Source organism: Streptomyces sp. NBC_00727, assembly GCF_045161745.1.
Taxonomy (GTDB): Bacteria; Actinomycetota; Actinomycetes; order Streptomycetales; family Streptomycetaceae; genus Streptomyces.
On sequence record NZ_CP108981.1, the window covers coordinates 3,918,695 to 3,939,945 of the forward strand.

Here is a 21,251-nt window from a genome sequence, read left to right on the forward strand (position 1 = left end):
CGACAGGGCCGCAGGCCCGCACGGGGCCCGTGACCGGGGCGTACGGACACGTCGTGCCGCCCCGCCCCATTGCATGCCCACCCGGACGGGCGCATCAACGGCGCACACGAGCAGGAACGCATGTGCGAGCCGTGCGCGCGGGCGTGCGCCTCACCGCCCCGCGCCCCGGCCTTCCCGCGCGGCGGCCCTCTCAAGCCCCGTCCACCGGCGTCGGCTGCTGGATCTCGTCCGCGTGCTCGCCCGTCACCAGGTAGACCACCCGTTTGGCCACCGACACCGCGTGGTCGGCGAACCGCTCGTAATAGCGGCCGAGCAGCGTGACGTCGACGGCCGTCTCGATCCCGTGCTTCCAGCGGTCGTCCATCAGGTGCTGGAACAGCGCGCGGTGCAGCAGGTCCATCTCGTCGTCGTCCTGCTCCAGCTGGAGCGCCAGGTCGACGTCCTTGGTGACGATCACCTCCGCCGCCTTCGCCATCAGGCGCTGCGCGAGCTGCCCCATCTCCAGGATCGTCGCGTGCAGGTCGTGCGGGACCGCGGACTGCGGGAACCGCAGCCGGGCCAGCTTCGCGACGTGCTGCGCCAGGTCGCCCGAGCGCTCCAGGTCCGCGCTCATCCGCAGCGACGTCACCACGATCCGCAGATCCGTCGCCACCGGTTGCTGGCGCGCCAGCAGGGCGATGGCCCGCGCCTCCAGCTCGTGCTGGAGGTCGTCCACCTTCTGGTCGGCGGCGATCACCGACTCCGCGAGCTTGAGATCGGCGTCGAGCATCGACGTCGTCGCCCGGCCTATCGCCGACCCGACGAGCCTGGCCATCTCGACCAGGCCCTCTCCGATCGAGTCGAGTTCCTCGTGGTACGCGTCACGCATGGGATGTCCCTCTCCAGTCCTTGACCGAGGCCGGGGCCCGCCGGCGACCGGCTCCGAACCCCACGACGCCACCGTGACGGGCGTACGCGTCGGATTCCGACCGGCCAAGTGAACCGGCGCTAGCCCCTCGGTGAACTCTGGGCGACGAGTGGCCGAGGAGCCCCCCGCACCGCTGGGAGAGTGTCCGAGGTGCCGCATAACCTGGGCACATGGACGTGAACGCGGCGGTCGCCGCAGCTGCCGCGATCGCCGGTGTCGGTACCGGCGTGATCGCCATGCTGGCGTTCCGCTGGAGCGAGCGCGACCAGAAGAAGCCGACGCGCACCTCCCCGCGGCCCGACAGCAACGCCCCGCTGCCCCCCGGCGTCGACACGGTCCTGTCCGTGCTCAGCTCCTCCGCGGTCGTGCTCGACGAGAGCGACAGCGTCGTCAAGGCCAGCTCCGCCGCGTACGCGCTGGGTCTCGTCAGGGGCGGCCGCCTCGCCGTCGAGCCGATGCTCAACATGGCGCGGGACACCCGCCGCGACGGCGAGATACGCCAGGTGGAACTGGACCTCCCGCGACGTGGCACGGGCCGGGGCGAGGCCCTGGCGGTCTCCGCCCGGGTCGCCCCGCTCGGCTCCCGGCTGGTCCTGCTGCTCGTCGAGGACCTCACCGAGGCCCGCCGCATCGAGGCGGTCCGGCGCGACTTCGTCGCCAACGTCAGCCATGAGCTCAAGACCCCGACCGGCGCCCTGTCCCTGCTCTCGGAGGCCGTGCTCGACGCCTCCGACGACCAGGAGGCGGTGGAGCACTTCGCCCGCCGCATGCAGATCGAGGCGACCCGGCTCACCAACCTCGTCCAGGAGCTCATCGACCTCTCCCGGGTGCAGAACGACGACCCGCTGGAGGACGCCGAGCCCGTCCGCGTCGACGAACTGGTCGCCGAGGCCATCGACCGCTGCCGCCAGCAGGCCGGCTCCAAGCAGATCACCATGGCCGCCGGCGGCACCGCCGACCTGCGGATATGGGGGAACCGCGGCCAGCTCGCGGCCGCCCTTGGCAACCTCGTCGAGAACGCCGTCAACTACAGCCCCGCCCGCACCCGCGTCGGCATCGCCGCCCGCCGCGTGGTCGTGCCCGGCGGGGACGAGATCGAGATCGCCGTGACCGACCAGGGCATCGGCATCTCCGAGAAGGACCGGGAACGGGTCTTCGAACGCTTCTACCGCGTCGACCCGGCCCGCTCGCGCGCCACCGGTGGTACGGGCCTCGGTCTCGCCATCGTCAAACACGTGGCCGCCTCGCACGGCGGGGAGGTCACCGTGTGGAGCTCGGAGGGACAGGGCTCCACCTTCACCCTGCGGCTGCCCGAAGCGGGCTCCGCACGCGGCCGGGACCGCGCAGCGGGCGGCCCGCTCATCGTCAACGGCGACGAGGCGTCCCGCCCGGGCGCCACTCCCGACTCCTACGTATCCTTCCCCGCCCCGGAGGCTCTTCCGTGACCCGAGTGCTTGTCGTCGAGGATGAGGAATCCTTCAGCGACGTCCTGTCCTACATGCTCCGCAAGGAAGGCTTCGAGGTCGCCATCGCGGCCACCGGACCCGACGGCCTGGACGAGTTCGAGCGCAACGGCGCCGACCTCGTGCTGCTCGACCTGATGCTGCCCGGGCTCCCCGGCACCGAGGTCTGCCGCCAGCTGCGCAGCCGGTCCAACGTGCCGGTGATCATGGTCACCGCCAAGGACAGCGAGATCGACAAGGTCGTCGGCCTTGAGATAGGGGCCGACGACTACGTCACCAAGCCCTTCTCCTCCCGCGAGCTCGTCGCCCGCATCCGCGCGGTGCTGCGCCGCCGCGGCGAGCCCGAGGAGGTCGCGCCGGCCGCCCTGGAGGCCGGCCCGGTCCGCATGGACGTGGACCGGCACGTCGTCACGGTCTCCGGTGGCAAGGTCGACCTGCCGCTCAAGGAGTTCGACCTGCTGGAGATGCTGCTGCGCAACGCGGGCCGGGTGCTGACCCGGATGCAGCTCATCGACCGGGTCTGGGGCGCGGACTACGTGGGTGACACCAAGACCCTCGACGTCCACGTGAAGCGCCTGCGGGCCAAGATCGAGCCGGACCCGGGCGCGCCCAGGTTCCTGGTGACGGTGCGCGGTCTGGGCTACAAGTTCGAGCCGTAGGCCGTACGCGTAGGCCCGGCATGGCTGAGGCGCCTCCCCGGTGGGGAAGGCGCCTCAGCCATGTGTGTACGGGGTGCGGCTCAGCCGGGCTGGCCGGACTCGCTCGCCGAGGAGGAGGCCGACGCCTCGCCGGACGGGCTCTCGGAGGTGTCCGGCGACGCGGAGCCGGTGGGGGAGCCGGACGGCGTCTTCGACGGCTCGGGGAGCGCGCTGGGGCCGAAGCCCTTGAAGTAGTGGGTCGCCGGGACGACGGAGGCGCCCAGGGAGACCTCGCCGGTGCGGCTGAACTTGAAGACGAGGGGCTGCACGTTGCCGGTCTGCGTGGCCTCGTCGCCGTTCTCGATCACGGCGGACGCGTTGCCCTTGCCGCCGAAGACGACCCGGCCGCCGGCCGGGACGACGACCGGGCCCGAGCCCTCGGCGGGGTTCAGCTGCACGGAGCCGCTGCTGCCCGTCAGGGTGATGGAGTCGAGGGTCTCCGCCTTGGAGCCGGTGTTGAACACGGTGGCGGATACGACCGCCGGGCCCTTGGCGTCGCGCTCGGGCTGGGTGATGACGTTGACGTTCTGGATCTTGATCGTGCCGGCCGAGGTGGCGGCGTTGTCAGGCCTGACTTCGAGCGTCTGCGCGTTATTGCCCGCACCACACGCGGTGAGCGCGGTGAACGAGAACGCGATGGCAGTGGCGGCGAGGGCGCCGTGTCGAAGGCTGCGGCTCACGGCGGCGGCAACTCCTTGAACGAGCGGACGGTGAGATGGACGGGTCGGGCGGGTGGTGCAAAGCCGCCCTAAGGGTCTGTCAGCCGTCAGGTTACCGAGCCCTCCTCACCGCCCCGCACCCGACCCGCCCCTGACGCACCGGTGATCCCGGGCCCCGGCCGCGTACGCGCTTTCGCGGTCCCTTCACATAACGCGCTTGATCAAATTCCGGCCGCACGTTCGCCCCGGGCTTCGTTGCTGTTCACGGACGGTGGCGCATTCATTGCGCATAATCCCCGCCGCGGCCGTACGTTGATCAATTTCATTGGCCATCGGCAGTTACGCCCGAACGAGTGATCCATCATCGAACGGGCTACGGAAAGTTCGGCAACCGGAACCCGACAAATCGGGACGTTCGTCCCCTTCGGAGCGAGGCGGAGTGCGTGTAACGTCCGCGTTTCTCCGTCCCCGTACAGCCGCTCCGACCTGCGAATACCCCCTTCCGGGGGCTGTCCGCAGCACGTCCCTGATGCAGTTGTCAAGCCCCGAGATATGCCCTGACCTGCGAAAACGCCATTCAGGAGTAGCGATTCTCGTGTTACGCTTGATAGCCACGGAAGGGGTACCTGTCACATGACGTTCAAGGTTGGCGACACCGTGGTCTATCCCCATCACGGGGCCGCGCTGATCGAGGCTATCGAAACTCGCCAGATCAAAGGCGTGGACAAGACCTACTTGGTGCTCAAGGTCGCTCAGGGCGACTTGACGGTGCGTGTACCGGCGGACAATGCGGAGTTCGTGGGTGTGCGCGACGTAGTCGGGCAGGAAGGGCTGGACCGCGTCTTCGAGGTGCTGCGCGCACCGTATGCCGAGGAGCCGACGAACTGGTCCCGGCGCTACAAGGCAAATCTCGAGAAGCTCGCGTCCGGCGATGTCATCAAGGTCGCCGAAGTGGTGCGCGACCTGTGGCGCCGCGAGCGCGAGCGCGGACTCTCCGCAGGTGAGAAGCGCATGCTCGCCAAGGCCCGCCAGATCCTGGTGAGCGAGCTCGCCCTCGCCGAGAACACCAACGAGGACAAGGCCGAGGCGCTCCTCGACGAGGTCCTCGCCTCCTGAACCGGACGGCACCGGTCGTCATGACGACCGGTTCGCACCGGCCATAGGAAATGTGCCGCGGTGCCCGCTGACCAGTCGTATTCACGCTGTGTCGTCGGGCGCTGCGGCATGTCCGGACCTGTGGACCGCAATCGAACGGTGAATTCCAGCCAGATGCCGACCCGGCTGGATACTGTTTGCAGCCACCAACGGCGAGATCCGGCCGGATTTCCCGGCGCCTGCCGATGATCCCCCGTCACACGTCCTTGGTACCTTGCTCGCGATCTTGCTGAATCCGGCGTGCGAGGCCGACCCCGAACGGCCGCGGCGTGCACCCACCCGCCCGGGGGTCACGGAAAGGGTCCCGGTCGAGTCATGGCGCGGCGCCCGGCTCGCTTGTGGCCATACCCACGTCGGCCGTGGACACAAACATGCCGAAGCCTCGGAGTGCAACCGATGTCTGAACAACCGCGTCCCTACCGCACGGCCGCCGTGATCCCCGCGGCCGGCCGCGGCGTACGGCTCGGCCCCGGCGCCCCCAAAGCGCTCCGCGCGCTCGGCGGGACGCCCATGCTCATCCACGCCGTACGGGCCATGGCCGCCTCCCGGCACGTGTCCCTGGTCGTCGTCGTCGCACCGCCCGACGGTGCCGCCGAGGTACGCAACCTCCTCGACGAGCACGCCCTGCCCGAGCGCACCGACTTCCTCGTCGTCCCCGGCGCCGACACCCGCCAGGAATCCGTGAAGCAGGGCCTCGACGCCCTCCCCGACACCATCTCCGCCGTCCTCGTCCACGACGCGGCCCGGCCCCTGGTCCCCGTCGACACCGTGGACGCGGTCGTCGAGGCCGTACGCGACGGCGCCCCCGCCGTCGTCCCCGCCCTGCCGCTCGCCGACACCGTCAAGGAGGTCGAGCCCGGGCCCCCCGGAGCACCCGAACCGGTGCTCTCCACCCCCGCCCGCGCCCGGCTCAGGGCCGTACAGACCCCGCAGGGCTTCGACCGCGCCACCCTCGTCCGCGCCCACGAGCAGGTCGCCGTCAGCGGCGACGGCGCGACCGACGACGCCGGCATGGTCGAACAGCTCGGCGCGCCCGTCGTCGTCGTCCCCGGACACGAGGAGGCGTTCAAGGTGACCCGGCCGCTCGACCTCGTCCTGGCCGAGGCCGTACTCGCACGCAGGAGGGCCAACGATGGCTTCTGAGACCCCCGGGCCCGCCCAGGCCCCCGCCCCTGTCATCCCCCTCGTCGGCATCGGCACCGACATCCACGCCTTCGAAGAGGGCCGCGAGCTGTGGTGCGCCGGTCTGCGCTGGGACGGCGAGGGCCCCGGCCTGGCCGGCCACTCCGACGCCGACGTCGTCGCCCACGCCGCGTGCAACGCCCTCTTCTCCGCCGCCGGCCTCGGCGACCTCGGACAGCACTTCGGCACCGGGCGCCCCGAATGGTCCGGCGCCGCCGGAGTCACCCTCCTCACCGAGGCCGCCCGCACCGTCCGCGCGGCGGGCTTCGAGATCGGCAACGTGGCCGTCCAGGTCGTCGGCGTACGCCCGAAGATCGGCAAGCGGCGCGAGGAGGCGCAGCAGGTCCTGTCCGACGCCGTCGGCGCGCCCGTGTCGCTGTCCGCCGCCACCTCCGACGGCCTCGGCTTCACCGGCCGCGGCGAGGGCATCGCGGGCCTCGCGACCGCCCTCGTCTACCGCACCGGCTGACCCGCACGCCGGCCTGCCGCACCGGCTGACCCGCACGCCGGCCTGCCGCACCGGCTGACCCGCACGCCGGCCTGCCGCACCGGCCCCGTAACAACTGCGCTCGCAATATCCACAGGGGCGCAGGGGCACTGGTGCGGGCCCACTACCCTTGAGGGGTGACTATTCGCCTGTACGACACCAGCGCCCGGCAGATCCGTGACTTCGTCCCGCTCACAGCGGGCTGTGTCTCGATCTACCTCTGCGGCGCTACCGTCCAGGCCGCCCCGCACATCGGGCACATCAGGTCCGGACTGAACTTCGACATCATGCGCCGCTGGTTCGCGTACCGCGGCTACGACGTGACGTTCGTCCGGAACGTCACCGACATCGACGACAAGATCATCACCAAGTCCGCCGAACAGGGCCGCCCCTGGTGGGCCATCGGCTACGAGAACGAGCGCGCGTTCAACGCGGGCTACGACTCGCTCGGCTGCCTGCCGCCCACCTACGAACCGCGCGCCACGGGGCACGTCCCCGAGATGATCGAGATGATGCGGGGCCTCATCGAGCGCGGTCACGCGTACGCGGCCGACGGCGACGTCTACTTCGACGTGCGCTCGTTCCCCGGCTACCTGGAGCTCTCCAACCAGGACCTCGACGACCTGCGCCAGCCGTCCGGCGAGGGCGAGACCGGCAAGCGCGACCAGCGCGATTTCGCCATGTGGAAGGCGTCCAAGCCCGGCGAGCCCAGCTGGGAGACGCCGTGGGGCCGCGGCCGCCCCGGCTGGCACCTCGAGTGCTCCGCCATGGCGCACAAGTACCTCGGCACCGCCTTCGACATCCACGGCGGCGGCATCGACCTGATCTTCCCGCACCACGAGAACGAGATCGCCCAGGCCAAGGCCTTCGGCGACGACTTCGCGAAGTACTGGGTGCACAACGGCTGGGTCACCATGTCCGGCGAGAAGATGTCGAAGTCGCTCGGCAACTCGGTCCTCGTCAGCGAGATGGTCAAGGCCTGGCGCCCGATCGTCCTGCGCTACTACCTCGGCACCCCGCACTACCGGTCCATGATCGAGTACAGCGAGGAGGCCCTGCGCGAGGCCGAGTCGGCGTTCGCCCGGATCGAGGGCTTCATCCAGCGCGTCACCGAGAAGGCCGGCGAGACCGTCGCGCCCGCCGCCGAGGTGCCGCCCGCCTTCGCCGAAGCCATGGACGACGACCTCGGCGTCCCGCAGGCCCTCGCGATCGTCCACACCACGGTCCGCCAGGGCAACTCCGCCCTAGCCGCCGACGACAAGGAGGCCGCCGTCGCGCGCCTCGCCGAGGTCCGCGCCATGCTCGGCGTCCTCGGCCTCGACCCGCTCGACGACCACTGGGCCGGCGAGAGCGACCGCGGCGACGACCTGCACGGCGTCGTCGACACACTGGTCCGCCTCGTCCTCGACCAGCGCCAGTCCGCCCGCGCCCGCAAGGACTGGGCCGCCGCCGACGCCATCCGCGACCAGCTCAACCAGTCCGGACTCGTCATCGAGGACAGCCCGTCCGGCCCCCGGTGGACACTCGGCCCGCGCCAGTAGCCCACCACATGCCGCCCGGTCCGCCGGGCGGCACACTTCACTTATACGTACGCACGACCGAAGCAACGAAACAGGTAGGTCATGGCCGGGAACAGCCAGCGCAGGAACCGCCGCACGTCCAACAAGAAGGGCGCCACGGTCGGCAGCGGTGGCCAGCGACGCCGGGGCCTCGAAGGCAAGGGCCCCACCCCGCCCGCCGAGGAGCGCAAGAAGCACAAGAAGAACCGCATCGCGACCGCCAAGGCCAAGCAGGCCGCCAACCGCCGCCCCGCCCCCCGGCGCGGCGGCGTCAAGGGCTCCTCCGAGATGGTCGTCGGCCGCAACCCGGTCTTCGAGGCCCTGCGCGACGGCGTGCCCGCCACCACGCTCTACGTCCAGCAGTACATCGACAACGACGAGCGCGTCCGCGAGGCCCTCCAGCTCGCCGGCGAGCGCGGCAACATCAACCTGATGGAAGCGCCCCGCCCCGAGCTCGACCGCATGACCGGCGGACTCAACCACCAGGGCCTCGTCCTCCAGGTCCCGCCCTACGAGTACGCCGACCCGAAGGACCTCGTCGAAGCCGCGTACGACAACGGCGAGGACCCGCTCATCGTCGCCCTCGACGGCGTCACCGACCCCCGCAACCTCGGCGCGATCGTCCGCTCCGTCTCCGCCTTCGGCGGCCACGGCGTCGTCGTCCCCGAGCGCCGCGCGGCCGGCATGACCGCCGGAGCCTGGAAGTCCTCGGCCGGCACCGCCGCCCGGACGCCCGTCTCCAAGGTCACCAACCTCACCCGCGCCCTCGAAGCCTTCAAGAAGGACGGCATCGCGGTCGTCGGCCTCGCCGCCGACGGCGAGCACACCGTCGAGGACCTCGAAGCGCTCGCCGGACCCGTCGTCATCGTCATCGGCAGCGAGGGCAAGGGCCTCGGCCGCCTCGTCGGCGAGACCTGCGACTACCGCGTCCGCATCAACATGCCCGGCGGCGCCGAGTCCCTCAACGCCGGTGTCGCGGCCGGCATCGTCATGTACGAAGTCGCCCGCCGCCGCGCCTGATCCACCGGCCCCGTCGGGCCACGCGGGGGCGCGTACGCACGTGCGCGCGCCCCCGCGCGACCCCCCACCACCTGTTGACGGGTCTCGGACACTTCGACACGGTGGAGGCAGTGTCCTAATCACACATCACTCGGTTAGATGAGTGTGGACACCAGAACGCCTCGGTTCGACGAACTACCCGCCCTGAGCATGACCAAGGTGGACTGCGACCCTGCGCAGGTCATCGTCAACCACGCCAGCTTCCGGGTGCAGCTCGCCCCCGGCCAGCGCGCACGGCTGCGCGGTGCGACCCCCGCCGGCGCGCCCAGGATCCCCGCCATGAGCGCCGCCGGAGCCGGACGCGGCAGGCGCGCCCCCGTCGTCTGGAGCGGCAAGTCCGCCCCTGGCGACCCCGGCGCCACCGGACTCCTCCAGGCCGTACGCAACTCCACCGCCGGCCGCCCCGAAACCGGGTACGACTCCTACGAGCCGTACGCCTCCTACGAGTTCGACAACGGACGCGGCGGCGCCGGCACCCAGGTCATCCCGCGTCTCGACGAGCTACCCCTCGAAGAGACCCAGCCCACCCCCGTCATCGGCGCACCCCGCTCCGGCGGCCCCCTGCTGCCCCCCATGCGCAGGGCCGTCGGCGCCTACGACCCGGTCGACCCCGGCCCGTACGACGCGGACCGCCACGACCACCGGGACGCGTACGACGACGAGCCCGCCGTCGACCTCACCGACGAGGACACCGACACCCGCGGCCGCCGCCGGGACGGCACCGACGACGTGCGCCACGCGTACTACCCCGGCCGCCGCATGAACCTCGGCGTCGTGCTCCTGCCGATGCGCGTCTTCCTGGGCTTCATCTCCATCTACGCCGGCATGGGCAAGCTCTGCGACCCCGTCTACTTCGACGGCGGCGAGCGCGGCTCCATGGTCAAGTGGCTCAACTCGCTCCACCCCTGGGCGCTCGCCGAGCCGCTCCGCGAGTTCGCGCTCTCCCACCCCGTCGGCGCCGGCCTCTCGATCGCCTTCCTCCAGGTCGTCGTCGGCGTCCTCACCGTCCTCGGACTCTGGCAGCGCGTCGCCGCCACCGTCGGCGCCCTGCTGTCCGCCGCCCTCCTCGTCACCGTCAGCTGGCGCACCGTCGCCGCCTACGACGCGCCCGACATCATCTACCTCGCCGCCTGGAGCCCCCTGATCATCGCGGGCGCCCCCGTCTACTCCATCGACGGACGCCTCGCCGGGGAGGCCTGGCGCAAGCTCGGCCCCCGCTCCGAGATCTGGGACCTGCGCCGCCGCGTCCTGCGCCGCGGCGCCGTCGTCGCCAGCGTCGTCGTCGGCCTCACCCTCCTCATCGGCTCCGTCCTCGGCGGCGCCGTCCGCTCCTCCGGGGTCGTCACCGTTCCCGGCCCCGACGGCGTCCCCACCAACCGGCTCCCGGGCTCCCCGCTCCCCGACAAGTCCCGCAGCGGCAAGGCCTCCAAGGCCCCCACCGGCGACCGCCCCACCCCGTCGCACAGCACCGCCCCGCACACCCCGTCCGCCAACGCCTCCACCCCCTCGTCGGACGGCGTCCGCGAGACGGGCCAGGCCGCGGGCGCGAGCACCGGACAGCCCAGCCAGACCCAGGGCACCGGCCAGCAGCCCCCGCAGCAGACCACCCCCCAGCAACCCCCCGCCACCAGCTCCGGCCCCAGTTCCTCCGGGACCACCGGCACCGGCGGCGGCTCCACCACCGGCGGCTCCGACCCCGACCCCGGGTCCACCTCCGGAGGCAGCGGCGACAGCGGCACCGGCCGCAACCCCATCGGCGGCCTCCTCGGCTGACCACGGGCGCCCACACGGGAATGGGGCGGGCCCGGAGGAAGACTTCCTCCGGGCCCGCCCCATCCTCGTACGCCCTACCGCCCGTCCAGCTCCTTGGCGGCCTCCGTCAGGTCCTTCGCCGTGTCGATGGCCCGCCAGTACGCCCCGTGCGGCAGCGGATAGCCCGCCAGCCGGCGTTCGCGGGCCAGCCGGGGGAACGTCGTACGCTCATGGTCGCCCCGGTCCGGCAGCAGCCCCGTGAAGGCGGGGGAGAACACGTACACACCCGCGTTGATCAGATACGGCGACGGCGGGGCCTCGATGAAGTCCGTGATGTGCCCGAACGCGTCCGTCTCCACCGCACCCCACGGAATCCGGGGACGGGCCAGCGCAAGGGTCGCGGTCGCGTCGCGCTCCGCGTGGAACGCCGCCATCTCCCGCAGCGAGAACCGCGTCCAGATGTCCCCGTTGGTCGCGTACCACGGCTCGTCCGGCGACGGCAGCCGCTCCGCCGCGTACTTCAGCCCGCCCCCGCGACCCAGGGGCTCGGACTCCACCACCGTCGTCACGCGCAGCGGCAGCACCGCGTCGGCCAGCCACTCCTGGAGCACCTCGGCCAGATGCCCGCAGGACACCACGGCGTCGGTCACGCCCTCGGCGGCCAGCCAGGAAAGCTGATGGCCGATGATCGGCGTCCCGGTACCCGGGATCTCGACCATCGGCTTGGGGCGGTCATCGGTATACGGGCGCAGCCGTGACCCCTGGCCACCCGCCAGGATCACGGCCTGCGTCGGAAACGTATGCATGCCAGGCACGATAAGCCGTGCCCGGCCGCAGAAGGTGTCGCGTCGGTCAGCTGAACTGGGCGACGCCCGAGGCGAACGAGGTGTCGCAGACGGGGCGCGAGAAGCGGTGCGCGCGCGTCGGGCCGTACTTCTCGACGGCGGCCTTGCCCAGGGTCTTCGCGAGGGACATGCAGTGCCTGGCGAGCGACGGGCGCCCCTCGACGGCGCGCTGGAGGTGTGTCAGGGCGACGCCGGGGTCCTTCGCCCGGAGCTCCTGGAGGAGCCGGTCGCGCAGGACGTCCTCGGGCGCGCGCACCTTGACCTCCTTGGCGGCGCCCTTGGCGCCGGGGACGGTGCGGGCCGACGCGGCGAGCAGCTGCGAGTCGGAGTTGCTGGCTGCCCACGGCACGGCGGTCACCGCGAGGGTCCCGGACAGGACCATGACGACGGGCAGTACGAAAGCGAGAGTTCGGCCGATACGGCGCACGGTGTGGGTCACGCAGCGAGCGTAGCGGCCGGTGACGGCAGGGCGACATTACGTCACCCTCGCGGGGGATGGTTCGAGAGGGCTTTTCGAATCGGGTGTTGACGAACCGGAGCGAAATGACCGTTGTGCCGGGGAATTCGCCTCCGCCTGTTCAAACCCCGCACAGCGCGGTGGCCCCGCACGAAGATCGTGCGGGGCCACCGTACAGCGCGTGCGACGTCAGTCGGTGAGGCGCTCACCGGTCGACGTGGCGAAGACGTGCAGCTCGTCCGGGCGGGGCACGACGTGCAGCTTGGTGCCCTTCTCCGGGACGGCGCGGCCGCCGACGCGGACGACCAGGTCCTTGTGCTCGCCACCGACCTCGGCGGCACCGTAGACGAAGCCGTCGGCGCCGAGCTCCTCGACCACGTTGACCGAGACGGCCAGGCCGGCCGGGGCCTCCGAGGAGTCCTTGCTGAGGGCCTTCGCGGCGGCGCCGCCGTGCTCGACGATGTCGAAGTGCTCGGGGCGGATGCCGACCGTGACGGTCGTGTCGCCGCGGTTCGCGGCGGCGGTCAGCGCCTCGCGGGAGACCGGGACGACGCTGTTGCCGAACTTCACGCCACCGTCGGTGATCGGGACCTCGATGAGGTTCATCGCCGGGGAGCCGATGAAGCCGGCCACGAAGAGGTTCGCCGGGCGGTCGTACATGTTGCGCGGCGAGTCGACCTGCTGGAGCAGACCGTCCTTGAGGACCGCGACGCGGTCACCCATGGTGAGGGCCTCGACCTGGTCGTGGGTGACGTACACGGTCGTGATGCCCAGGCGGCGCTGGAGCGAGGCGATCTGCGTACGGGTGGAGACACGGAGCTTGGCGTCGAGGTTCGACAGCGGCTCGTCCATGAGGAACACCTGCGGCTCACGCACGATCGCGCGGCCCATCGCCACACGCTGGCGCTGACCACCGGAGAGCGCCTTCGGCTTGCGGTCCAGGTAGTCGGTGAGGTCCAGCATCTTGGCGGCCTCTTCGACCTTCGCGCGGATCTCGGTCTTGTTGATACCGGCGATCTTGAGCGCGAAGCCCATGTTGTCCGCGACGGTCATGTGCGGGTACAGGGCGTAGTTCTGGAACACCATGGCGATGTCCCGGTCCTTCGGCGGCAGGTGCGTGACGTCGCGGTCACCGATGCGGATCGCACCGCCGTTGACGTCCTCGAGACCCGCGAGCATGCGGAGCGAGGTGGACTTGCCACAACCGGAGGGACCGACGAGGACGAGGAACTCGCCGTCCGCGATGTCGATCTCGAGCTGGTCGACCGCGGGCTTCGTGGAGCCGGGGTAGACGCGGGACGCCTTGTCGAACGTGACACTGGCCATGCTGATGCTTCTCCTCCACCGGCAGGTACGTGCCGGACGATCCGTCGTAAGGGAGTGGTCTGGTCCAAACGAGTGAACCTGCAAGGACGCTACCTGGCGGTTTCGGATCTGTCAGTAGTTCCCCGGCTGTGAAATTTCTGCGCTGTGCCGGGTGCCGGGTTGGTTAGACTGCTCCGGCACGCCTCCTTAGCTCAGCTGGCCAGAGCAACGCACTTGTAATGCGTAGGTCGTCGGTTCGAATCCGACAGGGGGCTCCACCCACCAGGCCGGCGCCCCGCCGGCCTGGTTTTTTCATGCCCGCGTCTTTCATGCCCGCGTCTTTTCATGTCCCGCGCCGCGTCAGCGGGTAGCACCCCAGCCCGATCAGTGCCGCCGTGAGGTGGCCGATGTCCGTGAAGGTGGGGCGGGTGATCAGGGGGACCGTGTAGATCACCAGGACCGCGAAGAGGTACGCCGGGCGCCAGGGGCGGGGGACGTAGTAGGTGAGGACCGCGACCACGCCGGCGAGGGCGTAGCTGACGCCGACGTCGAGGGTGTTGGCGGCGGAGGGCGGGGCGTGGCCGTGGCGGATGGTCCAGGCGAGGACGGACTCGCTGACGAGGGTGGCGAGTACGTGGGCGGTGGCGGCGACGGTGAGCCAGCGCGCGGTGCCGAGGCGGCGTTCGGCGGGGGCGTGGAAGACGGTGTAGAGGACCGCGTAGGGGAGCCACTGGCCGCTGTCGATCCAGAAGGCGCTGGTGATGAGGACGCGCACCGGGTTCTGGGACAGCTCGTGGATGTTGGTGGAGCGCCGGCGGAGGAACTCCTCCTCGAAGGCCGGTGACATCTGGTGGACGATGACCGTGGTGGCGAAGAGCACGGTCAGCCAGAGATAGGTGCCGGGTGCTCTGCGGGTCCAGGTGCCGGTGGCGCGGAGCCACGCGGCGGGGGCGGGGCGGGGCCGTGCGGGCGGGACGGGGTGGCCGGTGGGCATGGCCCGATTGACGCACGCTCCTACGATCGGGGGCGTGATCGACATTCCGGAAGCGCTCATTGCTACTCAGTCCGCATACAACGGGGAGGCGGGGCGGGCGTTCGTGGCCGCGTTGCCGGGGATGGCGGCGGAGTTCCTGGAGCGGTGGGGGCTGCGGCGGGACGGTGAGGCGATGTACGGGGTGTGCGCGCTGGTGCTGCCGGTGGTGCGGGTGGGGGACGGGCGTCCGGCGGTGCTGAAGTTGCAGCCGGTGGACCCGGAAACGGCGGGGGAGCCGGTCGCGCTGCGGTTGTGGGGTGCGGCGGGGGCCGGGGCGGTGGGGTTGCTGGAGCACGATCCGGCGACCGGGACGATGCTGCTGGAGCGGCTGGACGGGAGCCGTTCGCTGAAGGCGGTGGCGGACGCGGGCCGTGCGGTGCGGGTGGTCGCGGAGCTGCTGGGCGGGCTGACGGCGGTGCGGCCGGGGCCGGACGCCGGGTTGCGGGGCCTGGGAGAGGCGGCTGCGCGGATGCTGGCCGGTGCGCCGGATGTCGTGGCGGCGCTGGCGGACGAGGGGGAGCGGGGGCTCGTACGGGATTGTGCGGCGGCGGTGCGTGAGGTGGCGGGGGAGCCGGGGGACCGGTTGCTGCACTGGGATCTGCACTTCGGGAACGTGCTGGCGGGGGAGGGCGGGGCCGGGTGGGTCGCCATCGACCCGAAGCCGTTGGTGGGCGATCCCGGGTTCGAGCTGCTGCCCGCGCTGGTGGACGGGTTCGACGCGGACGCGGTGGGGGCGCGGTTCGATGTGCTGACCGGGGCGCTGGGGCTCGACCGGGGGCGTGCGGCGGCCTGGACGCTGGGGCGGGTGCTCCAGAACGCGTGCTGGTCCGTCGAGGGCGGGGCGCGGCGGCTGGCGCCGGAGCAGGCGGAGATCGCGCGGGTGGTGCTGGGCCGGGGGTAGGGGGCGGCGGGGCGCTGTTTACGCTGCCCCCATGATTCGTACCGCTACCCCCGCCGATGTCCCCGTCCTCCACGCCATGGTGTGCGAGCTGGCCGATTACGAGAAGGCGCTGCACGAGGTGCGGGCGACGGAGGAGCAGTTGCGGGAGGCGCTGTTCGGGGAGCGGCCGGCGGCGTTCGCGCATATCGCGGAGTCGGACGAGGACGGCGGGGTCGTCGGCTTCGCGCTGTGGTTCCTGAACTTCTCGACGTGGCGCGGGGTGCACGGGATCTACCTGGAGGACCTGTACGTACGTCCGGAGCGGCGGGGCGGCGGGCACGGGAAGGCGCTGCTGACGGAGCTGGCGCGGATCTGTGTGGAGCGGGGTTACGAGCGCCTGGAGTGGTCGGTGCTGGACTGGAACGCCCCGTCGATCGCGTTCTACGAGTCGCTGGGAGCGCGTCCGCAGGACGAGTGGACGGTGTACCGGCTGACGGACGGGGCGCTGGCGGAGCTGGGCGGGGCCTGACCGCGCGCGGTCCCCGGGGGCGTTGTCAGTGGCGTGCGTCACGATGGGGGCATGGTGCGCAGTGGTGGTCGGAAGAGTGGTGTGGCGGCGGCGCGGCGGCCGGAGGTGCGGCTGCCGCCGCTGGTGGAGTTCGAGGGCGGCGGGCTGGAGCCGGACGGGGATTACGACGGGGTGCGGTTCGGGGGGTCCGTCGATCTGGCGGACGCGTCGGGGCGGGGTGCGCGGTTCATGGACTGTGTGCTGGAGGGGTGCGCGCTGGACCGGGCGGAGCTGGTCCGGGCGCGGTTCATCGATTCGGTACTGACGGGCGTACGGGGCGTGGGCACCGATCTGGCGGAGGCGTCGCTGCGGGACGTGGAGGTGGTGGACGCGCGCCTGGGCGGGGTGCAGTTGCACGGTGCCGTGCTGGAGCGGGTGCTGGTGCGGGGCGGGAAGATCGACTACCTGAATCTGCGGGAGGCCCGGCTGACGGATGTCGTGTTCGAGGGCTGTGTGCTGGCGGAGCCGGATTTCGGGGGTGCGCGGCTGACGCGGGTGGAGTTCCGGGACTGCGTGCTGAAGCGGGCGGACTTCAGTGCGGTGCGGATGGAGGCGGTGGATCTGCGGGGGGCCGCGGAGCTGGACATCGCGCGGGGTGTGGAGCGCTTGGCGGGTGCGGTGATCAGTCCGGTGCAGCTGATGGAGCTGGCTCCGGCGTTCGCGGCGCAGATCGGGGTGCGGGTGGAGGCGTGAGACTCCGGCGTCCGGTCAGAGGCGGGGGAAGCGGGCCTGGAGGTCCCAGACGGCGGGGTTGTCGGCGAGGCCTTCGTGCATGTCGGCGAGGTCGGCGATCAGGTCGTGCAGGAAGTCGCGGGCCTCGCGGCGCAGCAGGGAGTGGCTGAAGGTGAGGGGCGGTTCCTCGGGGTCCATCCAGTCCGCTTCGATGTCGACCCAGCCGAAGCGGCGTTCGAAGAGCATGCGGTCGGTGGACTCGGTGAAGTCGAGTTCGGCCTGTTGGCGGCGGTGCGAGCGGCTGCCGCGCGGGTCCTGGTCGATCTGTTCGACGATGTCGCAGAGGGCCCAGGCGAAGTCGAGCACGGGTACCCATCCCCAGGCTGTGGATACTTCGCGGTCCGCCTTGGTGTCCGCGAGGTAGACGTCCCCGGAGAACAGGTCGTGGCGCAGCGCGTGGACGTCCGCGCGGCGGTAGTCGGTCTGCGGGGGGTCGGGGAAGCGGCGGGAGAGGGAGTAGCCGATGTCGAGCACGGTTCGATGGTGTCATGCCCGGCGTGTCCCGCGGTCGTCGCTCTCGCGGGCAGGACGCCTCCGGTGCGCCTGGCGGCGGGTGAACGGCCGCTGGGCATCGCGATGCTCCGGGGGCGGCGGACCACACCCGGATCACGACATTCCACACATAGGATCATCGGTGTGGATTGTCGAACCCGCGTATGCCGTAGGGCCCCAGGGGTGGCCCGCGCCGCCCTCCCGCTGCTCGCCCTCGCGCTTCTCGCGCCCGGCTGCACGGGCGGGGTCGAGGGCACGCCGGGCGCGTCCGGCGTGCGCGATCCGTACTTCCCGAAGCTGGGCAACGGCGGCTACGACGTCACGCACTACGCCCTCACGCTCGACGTCGACCCGGACGAGCAGACGCTGCGCGGGACGGCCGAGATCACCGCGCGGGCCACGCAGGACCTGAGCTCGTTCAATCTGGACCTGGCCGGGCTGACCGTGGACTCGGCGACCGTGGAGGGGCGTCCGGCCACCGTGAACCGGGCGGGCAGCGAGCTGACGCTGCGTACGGACGCGAAGGTCGAGGACCGGCTGCGCAAGGGCGAGACGTTCCGTACGGTCGTCCACTACTCCGGCTCCCCGAAGACCGTCACGGACCCGGACGAGTCCGAGGAGGGCTGGCTGCCGACGGACGACGGGGCGCTGGCGCTCGGTGAGCCGACCGGGTCGATGGCGTGGTTCCCGGGCAATCACCACCCGGGCGACAAGGCCGCGTACGACCTGACGGTCACCGTCCCGAAGGGGCTGACGGCGGTCTCCAACGGCGTGATGGCGGGCCCGCCGGTCACAGAGAAGGGCCGCACGACCTTCCGCTGGCACACCGCCGAGCCGATGGCGAGCTATCTCGCGACGCTGGCCGTCGGGCGGTTCGAGACCAGGACGTCGACGATGCCGGGCGGCATCACGGTGTTCACGGCGGTGGACCCCGAGGTGGCGGAGGAGAGTGCGCGGACGGTCGGCCGGGTGCCGGAGGTCGTGGCGTGGGAGGCGGAGCACTTCGGTCCGTATCCGTTCTCCGCGACGGGCGCGATCGTGGACCGCGAGGACGACGCCGGGTACGCGCTGGAGACGCAGAACCGGCCGTTCTTCCCCGGCCCGCCGAGCGTCGGGCTGCTCGTCCACGAGATGGCGCACCAGTGGTTCGGCGACTCGGTCACGCCGGAGAGCTGGCGCGACATGTGGCTGAACGAGGGCATGGCGACATACGCGGAGTGGCTGTGGGAGGAGGAGAAGAACGACACCCCGGCCGAGGAGTCGTTCGAGGACGCCTACGAGGACGGGGACAACTGGGCGTTCCCGCCCGCCGATCCGCCGTCCGCCGCCCGGATCTCGGACGAGCCGGTGTACGGGCGCGGGGCGATGGTGATCCACAAGATCCGTGAGGCGGTGGACGACGACGAGGAGTTCTTCGCGCTGCTGCAGGGCTGGACGGAGAAGTACCGGCACCGCAACGCGTCGACGGCGGACTTCACGGCGTACGTGGAGGAGGAGACGGGCCAGGACCTGTCGGGGTTGTGGAAGGCGTGGCTGTACGGCGGGAGCCGGCCCGCCGCGGACGGCTGACCGGCTCCCGCTTCTGCTCCCGCGTACGGGTTACTTCACGTTGACGCCGCTCCAGGCCGCGTCGACGGCCTTGAGCTCGGCGCTGTCGGCGCCGTAGAGGTCGGTCGCCGCCTTCTCGGTGGCGGTGCGGGCGTCCGCGTAGTCGGTGGTGGAGGTCATGTACTCGGAGAGGGCCTTGTACCAGATCTGGACGGCCTTGTCCCGGCCGATGCCGGTGACGGTGGAGCCGTCGGAGGTCGGGGAGTCGTAGTCGACGCCGTTGACGGTCTTGGCGCCGCTGCCCTCGGACAGCAGGTAGAAGAAGTGGTTGGCGACGCCGGAGGAGTAGTGGACGTCGAGGCCGCCGACGCCGCTGTCCCAGTAGTCGGCCGAGCCGCCGTCCTTGCTGGGCTTGTCCATGTAGCGCAGCGGGCTGCCGTCGCCGTTGATGTCGATCTGCTCGCCGATGAGGTAGTCGCCGACGTCGGTGGAGTTGTCGGCGGAGAACTCGACGGAGGTGCCAAGGATGTCGCTGGTGGCCTCGTTGAGGCCGCCGGACTCGCCGGAGTAGTTGAGGTTGGCGGTGGACGAGGTGAGGCCGTGGCTCATCTCGTGACCGGCGACGTCGAGGGCGGTGAGGGCGCTCTTGTTGTCGGCGCCGTCGCCGTACGTCATGCAGAAGCAGCTGTCGTCCCAGAAGGCGTTGACGTACGCGTCGCCGTAGTGGACGCGGGAGTACGCGGCCTTGCCGTCGCCCGCGATGCCGTCGCGGCCGAAGGCGGACTTGTAGAAGTCCCAGGTCTTCGCGGCGCCGTAGTGGGCGTCGACGGCGGCGGTCTGGCGGTCGTTGCCGGTGCTGTCGCCCCAGGTGTCGTCGTCGTCGGTGACGAGGTCGCCGGTGCCGCTCTCGCCCTGGTTCAGGTCGTACGTCTTGTGGCCGCCGCGGTCGCCGTCGGTCAGTTCGAAGCCGGAGCCCGACGCGGTGGTGGTGAGGTCGACCTTGCCGCTGTACTGGCTGTTGCCGACGCCGGCGGTCTCGATCTCCTCGTAGCTCCGCAGGACCTTGCCGGTGGTGGCGTCGGTGATGACGCGCTTGCGGCTGGGGGTGCCGTCCTTCTGGACGCCGGTCTTCACGGACTCCAGGGCGAGGACGGGGGTGGAGCCGCCGGCCCAGATCACCTTGCGGGCGCTCGCCGCCGTCTTGATCTTCGGCGTGGTGGACGGCACGGATATGCGGGCGGTGGTGGCCTTGGTGACGCTCTTGAGCTTGCCGTTGGCGGCGGTGTGGGTGACGAGGTCGCCGCCGAGGACGGGCAGTCCGTCGTAGGTGCGCTCGTAGCGGGTGTGGACGGTGCCGTTCGCGTCCTTGATCACGTCACGGGCGATCAGCTTCTCCTTGCCGCCGAGCTTGAGCGCGGTGGCCGTGGAGGAGGCGTCGGACTGGGCGGACTTGATGGCGGTCGAGCGGGCCGAGGCGCTGCTGAAGGCGGGAGTGGCGGAGACGGAGGGGGCGTCGCCGGGGGTGTTCGGGTGGGCGTTCGCCGAACCGGTCTGCACTCCGACGACGACCATCGCGGCCACGGCGGCCAGGGCTGCGGCGCGACGGGTGTTCATGTGGGGGGTCATGCAAACTCCGTTGCTCGTTCCGTGGGGGGTTACGAGCGGGGAGCTTGCCATCGGATGACCGTCATTGACGGTGTACGAACAATTACCTCACATTTCCTTGACCAGTTCTGTTCGACTGAGGTTCTGTCATGTCCGCTATTCGGCGGGCCCCGACCGGCCTAGACCGGGTGTGCGGACATACGGGAGCCCCCGGCCGCAGGACGTTCGGCCGGGGGCTCCCGTGAGGTCGACGTACGGGACGTCAGGGACCAGGCGTCAGAGGGTGACGCCGAAGTCCTGGGCGATGCCGCGCAGGCCGGAGGCATAGCCCTGGCCCACGGCGCGGAACTTCCACTCCGCGCCGTTGCGGTACAGCTCGCCGAAGACCATGGCGGTCTCGGTGGCGGCGTCCTCGCTCAGGTCGTAGCGGGCGATCTCGGCGCCGCCGGCCTGGTTGAGGATGCGGATGTAGGCGTTCCGCACCTGGCCGAAGTTCTGGCTGCGGGTCTCGGCGTCGTAGATCGAGACCGGGAAGACGATCTTGTCGACGTCGGCCGGCAGACCCGCCAGGTTGACGTTGATCTGCTCGTCGTCGCCTTCTCCGGCACCCGTGAGGTTGTCACCGGTGTGCACGATGGTCTGGTCCGGCGTCGCCTTGTTGTTGAAGAAGACGAAGTGGCCGTCGGAGTAGACCTTGCCGCCCGTGTTGACCGCGATCGCCGAGGCGTCGAGGTCGAAGTCGGTGCCGGTGGTGGTACGGACGTCCCAGCCGAGGCCGACCGTGACGGCGGTGAGGCCGGGGGCCTCCTTGGTGAGGGAGACGTTGCCGCCCTTGGACAGGCTTACTGCCATGGGAAGTCCCTTT

General features: G+C 71.1%; 21 protein-coding genes and 1 tRNA gene. 13 read left to right on the forward strand and 9 right to left on the reverse strand.

Annotated elements, in window-relative coordinates; all coding sequences use genetic code 11:
* Positions 1–190 precede the first annotated feature (190 nt).
* Positions 191–868: a phosphate signaling complex protein PhoU gene (gene phoU / locus OG242_RS17530; protein WP_405899060.1), complete on the reverse strand. Its 678-nt coding sequence runs from the start codon at positions 866–868 to the stop codon at positions 191–193.
* Between the two features lie 209 nt (positions 869–1,077).
* Between phoU and OG242_RS17535 the strand changes: the two genes are divergently transcribed.
* Together OG242_RS17535 and OG242_RS17540 are read left to right on the forward strand one after the other, a co-directional pair.
* Positions 1,078–2,352 (forward strand): sensor histidine kinase, encoded by a 1,275-nt coding sequence (locus OG242_RS17535; protein ID WP_405899061.1) that lies wholly within the window; start codon positions 1,078–1,080, stop codon positions 2,350–2,352.
* Positions 2,349–3,029, forward strand: coding sequence for a response regulator transcription factor (locus tag OG242_RS17540; protein WP_018519642.1), 681 nt, complete (start codon positions 2,349–2,351; stop codon positions 3,027–3,029). The genes OG242_RS17535 and OG242_RS17540 overlap by 4 nt, the downstream gene beginning before the upstream one ends.
* 80 nt (positions 3,030–3,109) lie before the next feature.
* Here the strand turns inward: OG242_RS17540 and OG242_RS17545 are convergent, their stop codons facing one another.
* The gene (locus OG242_RS17545; RefSeq protein ID WP_405899062.1) at positions 3,110–3,748 is read right to left on the reverse strand and encodes a DUF461 domain-containing protein; all 639 of its coding nucleotides are present in this window, start codon (positions 3,746–3,748) and stop codon (positions 3,110–3,112) included.
* Positions 3,749–4,360: 612 nt separating this feature from the next.
* Here OG242_RS17545 and OG242_RS17550 point away from each other — a divergent pair.
* The 6 genes from OG242_RS17550 (at position 4,361) to OG242_RS17575 (ending at position 10,942) form a co-directional block, all read left to right on the forward strand.
* Entirely contained in the window at positions 4,361–4,843 is a 483-nt protein-coding gene (locus tag OG242_RS17550) for a CarD family transcriptional regulator (protein ID WP_006380568.1), read from the forward strand.
* A gap of 435 nt (positions 4,844–5,278) precedes the next feature.
* Positions 5,279–6,025, forward strand: a complete 747-nt coding sequence (gene ispD, locus OG242_RS17555) for a 2-C-methyl-D-erythritol 4-phosphate cytidylyltransferase (RefSeq protein ID WP_405899063.1) — start codon at positions 5,279–5,281, stop codon at positions 6,023–6,025.
* Positions 6,015–6,533 carry a 2-C-methyl-D-erythritol 2,4-cyclodiphosphate synthase gene (gene ispF / locus OG242_RS17560; RefSeq protein ID WP_405899064.1) on the forward strand — a complete coding sequence of 173 codons (519 nt, stop codon included), beginning with the start codon at positions 6,015–6,017 and terminating at the stop codon, positions 6,531–6,533. Before ispD ends, ispF begins: the two co-directional genes overlap by 11 nt.
* 155 nt (positions 6,534–6,688) lie before the next feature.
* Complete coding sequence (gene cysS / locus OG242_RS17565) at positions 6,689–8,092, forward strand: cysteine--tRNA ligase (RefSeq protein WP_405899065.1); 1,404 nt, start codon at positions 6,689–6,691, stop codon at positions 8,090–8,092.
* 81 nt (positions 8,093–8,173) lie between these two features.
* Complete coding sequence (gene rlmB / locus OG242_RS17570) at positions 8,174–9,130, forward strand: 23S rRNA (guanosine(2251)-2'-O)-methyltransferase RlmB (RefSeq protein WP_405899066.1); 957 nt, start codon at positions 8,174–8,176, stop codon at positions 9,128–9,130.
* Positions 9,131–9,268: 138 nt separating this feature from the next.
* Positions 9,269–10,942 carry a DoxX family membrane protein gene (locus OG242_RS17575; RefSeq protein ID WP_405899067.1) on the forward strand — a complete coding sequence of 558 codons (1,674 nt, stop codon included), beginning with the start codon at positions 9,269–9,271 and terminating at the stop codon, positions 10,940–10,942.
* 74 nt (positions 10,943–11,016) lie between these two features.
* On the opposite strand, the gene OG242_RS17580 is transcribed toward OG242_RS17575, so the two are convergent.
* The 3 genes from OG242_RS17580 to OG242_RS17590 form a co-directional block, all read right to left on the reverse strand.
* A complete protein-coding gene (locus OG242_RS17580; protein ID WP_405899068.1) occupies positions 11,017–11,727 on the reverse strand; it encodes an NDP-sugar synthase in 711 nt (236 codons plus the stop codon).
* Positions 11,728–11,773: 46 nt separating this feature from the next.
* Complete coding sequence (locus tag OG242_RS17585) at positions 11,774–12,205, reverse strand: hypothetical protein (protein WP_405899069.1); 432 nt, start codon at positions 12,203–12,205, stop codon at positions 11,774–11,776.
* 207 nt (positions 12,206–12,412) lie between these two features.
* Complete coding sequence (locus OG242_RS17590; RefSeq protein ID WP_405899070.1) at positions 12,413–13,549, reverse strand: ABC transporter ATP-binding protein; 1,137 nt, start codon at positions 13,547–13,549, stop codon at positions 12,413–12,415.
* A gap of 180 nt (positions 13,550–13,729) precedes the next feature.
* Between OG242_RS17590 and OG242_RS17595 the strand changes: the two genes are divergently transcribed.
* A tRNA-Thr gene (locus OG242_RS17595) sits at positions 13,730–13,806 on the forward strand.
* A gap of 65 nt (positions 13,807–13,871) precedes the next feature.
* Here the strand turns inward: OG242_RS17595 and OG242_RS17600 are convergent.
* Positions 13,872–14,522: a rhomboid-like protein gene (locus OG242_RS17600; protein ID WP_405899071.1), complete on the reverse strand. Its 651-nt coding sequence runs from the start codon at positions 14,520–14,522 to the stop codon at positions 13,872–13,874.
* Here OG242_RS17600 and OG242_RS17605 point away from each other — a divergent pair.
* The 3 genes from OG242_RS17605 to OG242_RS17615 are packed head-to-tail and all read left to right on the forward strand — an operon-like array spanning position 14,521 to position 16,702.
* The gene (locus OG242_RS17605) at positions 14,521–15,462 is read left to right on the forward strand and encodes an aminoglycoside phosphotransferase family protein (protein WP_405899072.1); all 942 of its coding nucleotides are present in this window, start codon (positions 14,521–14,523) and stop codon (positions 15,460–15,462) included. The two genes, OG242_RS17600 and OG242_RS17605, sit on opposite strands and share 2 nt — an antisense overlap.
* 31 nt (positions 15,463–15,493) lie before the next feature.
* Positions 15,494–15,970 carry a GNAT family N-acetyltransferase gene (locus OG242_RS17610; protein WP_405899073.1) on the forward strand — a complete coding sequence of 159 codons (477 nt, stop codon included), beginning with the start codon at positions 15,494–15,496 and terminating at the stop codon, positions 15,968–15,970.
* Between the two features lie 51 nt (positions 15,971–16,021).
* Positions 16,022–16,702 carry a pentapeptide repeat-containing protein gene (locus OG242_RS17615; RefSeq protein WP_405899074.1) on the forward strand — a complete coding sequence of 227 codons (681 nt, stop codon included), beginning with the start codon at positions 16,022–16,024 and terminating at the stop codon, positions 16,700–16,702.
* Positions 16,703–16,717: 15 nt separating this feature from the next.
* Here OG242_RS17615 and OG242_RS17620 read toward each other — a convergent pair whose 3' ends face one another.
* Complete coding sequence (locus tag OG242_RS17620) at positions 16,718–17,215, reverse strand: hypothetical protein (protein WP_405899075.1); 498 nt, start codon at positions 17,213–17,215, stop codon at positions 16,718–16,720.
* A gap of 162 nt (positions 17,216–17,377) precedes the next feature.
* On the opposite strand from OG242_RS17620, the gene OG242_RS17625 reads away from it, so the two are divergent.
* Positions 17,378–18,802: a M1 family metallopeptidase gene (locus OG242_RS17625; protein WP_405899076.1), complete on the forward strand. Its 1,425-nt coding sequence runs from the start codon at positions 17,378–17,380 to the stop codon at positions 18,800–18,802.
* Positions 18,803–18,832: 30 nt separating this feature from the next.
* On the opposite strand, the gene OG242_RS17630 is transcribed toward OG242_RS17625, so the two are convergent.
* Positions 18,833–20,407 carry a M4 family metallopeptidase gene (locus tag OG242_RS17630; RefSeq protein WP_405899077.1) on the reverse strand — a complete coding sequence of 525 codons (1,575 nt, stop codon included), beginning with the start codon at positions 20,405–20,407 and terminating at the stop codon, positions 18,833–18,835.
* Positions 20,408–20,662: 255 nt separating this feature from the next.
* Positions 20,663–21,238 (reverse strand): TerD family protein, encoded by a 576-nt coding sequence (locus OG242_RS17635; RefSeq protein WP_328901429.1) that lies wholly within the window; start codon positions 21,236–21,238, stop codon positions 20,663–20,665.
* Positions 21,239–21,251 lie beyond the last annotated feature (13 nt).

Excerpts from the sequence above, each read along its gene's own strand:
- rlmB (WP_405899066.1), top strand. The coding sequence starts at position 8,174 with ATGGCCGGGAACAGCCAGCGCAGGAACCGCCGCACGTCCAACAAGAAG.
- OG242_RS17590 (WP_405899070.1), bottom strand. The coding sequence starts at position 13,549 with ATGGCCAGTGTCACGTTCGACAAGGCGTCCCGCGTCTACCCCGGCTCC.
- OG242_RS17615 (WP_405899074.1), top strand. The coding sequence starts at position 16,022 with ATGGTGCGCAGTGGTGGTCGGAAGAGTGGTGTGGCGGCGGCGCGGCGG.
- phoU (WP_405899060.1), bottom strand. The coding sequence starts at position 868 with ATGCGTGACGCGTACCACGAGGAACTCGACTCGATCGGAGAGGGCCTG.
- OG242_RS17630 (WP_405899077.1), bottom strand. The coding sequence starts at position 20,407 with ATGACCCCCCACATGAACACCCGTCGCGCCGCAGCCCTGGCCGCCGTG.
- ispD (WP_405899063.1), top strand. The coding sequence starts at position 5,279 with ATGTCTGAACAACCGCGTCCCTACCGCACGGCCGCCGTGATCCCCGCG.
- OG242_RS17575 (WP_405899067.1), top strand. The coding sequence starts at position 9,269 with ATGAGTGTGGACACCAGAACGCCTCGGTTCGACGAACTACCCGCCCTG.
- OG242_RS17635 (WP_328901429.1), bottom strand. The coding sequence starts at position 21,238 with ATGGCAGTAAGCCTGTCCAAGGGCGGCAACGTCTCCCTCACCAAGGAG.
- OG242_RS17535 (WP_405899061.1), top strand. The coding sequence starts at position 1,078 with ATGGACGTGAACGCGGCGGTCGCCGCAGCTGCCGCGATCGCCGGTGTC.
- OG242_RS17600 (WP_405899071.1), bottom strand. The coding sequence starts at position 14,522 with ATGCCCACCGGCCACCCCGTCCCGCCCGCACGGCCCCGCCCCGCCCCC.
- OG242_RS17605 (WP_405899072.1), top strand. The coding sequence starts at position 14,521 with ATGGCCCGATTGACGCACGCTCCTACGATCGGGGGCGTGATCGACATT.
- OG242_RS17610 (WP_405899073.1), top strand. The coding sequence starts at position 15,494 with ATGATTCGTACCGCTACCCCCGCCGATGTCCCCGTCCTCCACGCCATG.
- OG242_RS17550 (WP_006380568.1), top strand. The coding sequence starts at position 4,361 with ATGACGTTCAAGGTTGGCGACACCGTGGTCTATCCCCATCACGGGGCC.
- ispF (WP_405899064.1), top strand. The coding sequence starts at position 6,015 with ATGGCTTCTGAGACCCCCGGGCCCGCCCAGGCCCCCGCCCCTGTCATC.
- OG242_RS17580 (WP_405899068.1), bottom strand. The coding sequence starts at position 11,727 with ATGCATACGTTTCCGACGCAGGCCGTGATCCTGGCGGGTGGCCAGGGG.